This window comes from Chromobacterium sp. FG89, from assembly GCF_057808735.1.
Genome location: NZ_JBMDIQ010000064.1, coordinates 1 through 1,766 on the forward strand (window position 1 = coordinate 1; position 1,766 = coordinate 1,766).

The window sequence follows — 1,766 nt, forward strand, 5'->3', positions numbered from 1 at the left end:
CTCACCCAGCGCTCCGCCTGCACCAAGGCCTGGTCCCGCGCGTTCACCATCTTCGGCTGTTTGGTCTGTACCCGTTGGTTGCGGCCGTCGTATTCGCTGATCGTCAACCGCAGCCCGCTGTCCGGCCGGTTGATCGCCGCCAGGATCTGATCACGGCTCAATTGCCTCAGGTCCACGCTGTCCGATTCGATCTGCAGCGTGGCGTTGCCGTTGGCGTCGTACAGGTAGGCGCGCGTCACCCCGCCTTCATTGCGACGAAACACCCGGCCGGCGCCGTCGTAGTCGGCGAACTCCTGCCACGCGCCCTGACCATCGGCGCTGGTGCGTTTGCCCACGATCTCGCCGTAGGTGTTGTAACGCGTTTCAAAGCGCATGCCGGTCGCCTGGTCGCGTCTTTCGGTCTGGCGGCCGGCCGCGTCGTAGCGGTAACCGGTCACGTCGTTGACTTCGCTGCCGTCGGCCTGACGTCGCGCCCGCTGGCTGCGGGTCAGCTGACCCGCGGCGTCGTAGTCGTAACGGATGCCATTACCCATCGCGTCGGTCTGGCTCAGTAGCCGGCCGCCGGCGCCGTATTGGTAGCGCACGATCTGGTCGTCGGCTTCGCTGGCCTCGTCCAGGCCGCGACGGATCTGGCGGCTGAGCTGGTCCAGGCCGTTGTATTCGCTGTCGCTGGTCGGCCGCACGCTGCGGCCTTCGTAGTCGGTATAGGCGGCGTCCTGACGTCGGGTTTCCCGGCCTTGCGCGTCGTAACGCCAGTCGGTGACCTGGCCGGCGGCGTCGGTCTTTTGCGTCACCTTGCCCAGCGCGTTGTACTGGTAGCGGGTGGTGGCGGTGACCACGTTCTGGCTTTGGCCGTCGGCGCTGGCTATCTGGACGCCGAGGCTGCGCTCGACGCTGATGCGGCCCATCCGGTCGTAGTCGGTTTCGCGCACGCGGTCGTCGGCGTGGGGCTTGAGTTGCTGACGCAGCGTGTCCAACGGGGTGGCGCTGTCGTAAGCGCCGCTCAGGGCGCTGGCGTAGCGGGTTTCGCGGATGGCCCGGCCGGCGGCGTCGTAGTCCCAGGCGATGACGTAGCCGGCGGCGTCGACGCTCAGCAGTTTGCGGCCGGCGCGGTCGTAGTAGTGACGTTGGCTGCCGCCGCGGGCGTCAATGCTTTCCATCAGGTTGCCGTTGGCGTCGTAGCGCTGGCGGCTGATCAGGTCTTGGGTCGCCACTGTGTACTGGCCGCTGGCCGCATCGCCCTGGCCGACGTTTTGCGCCGGCAGGCGGGTTTCGATCAGGCGGTTGTTGCCGTCGTAGACGTAGCGGGTTTCGCGAACGTCGGCATTCGCCGGCGCCGGCACGCCGCCGTCCGCCGGCAGGCCCACTGGGCTGGCGTAGACGCGCAGGACGAGGATGTTGCCCGCCGCGTCGTAGTCCCATTCGCGGAGCACGCCGTCGCCGTTGCGCTCCGCCACCTTGCGCCCCAGCGCGTCGTAGCGGCTGCGGGTGATCTTGCCGTTGGCGTCGGTGAATTCGATCTGCCGGCCGGCGGCGTCGTAGCGCCAGCTTTGGCTGGGGCTGACCGTGGCTTCGCCGCCGTCCAGGGTGTAGATCGGCAGCGCGTCGCTGGTCTGGCGGATCAGCCGGTTGTTGGCGTCGTATTGGTAGCGGGTGGTGCGCTGTTCCGGCTTGCCTTCGGCTTCCACTTGCAGCGTGCGGTTGCCGAAGCCGTCGTATTCGAAGCGTTTGACGATGCCCGACGGACTGATCTCTTTGAGTACCCG

1 pseudogene is annotated in these 1,766 nt (G+C 67.7%); it reads right to left on the bottom strand.

The features are described from left to right. A pseudogene (locus tag ACODRW_RS24245) lies at nt 1–1,766 on the bottom strand (hypothetical protein); the annotation flags it as partial.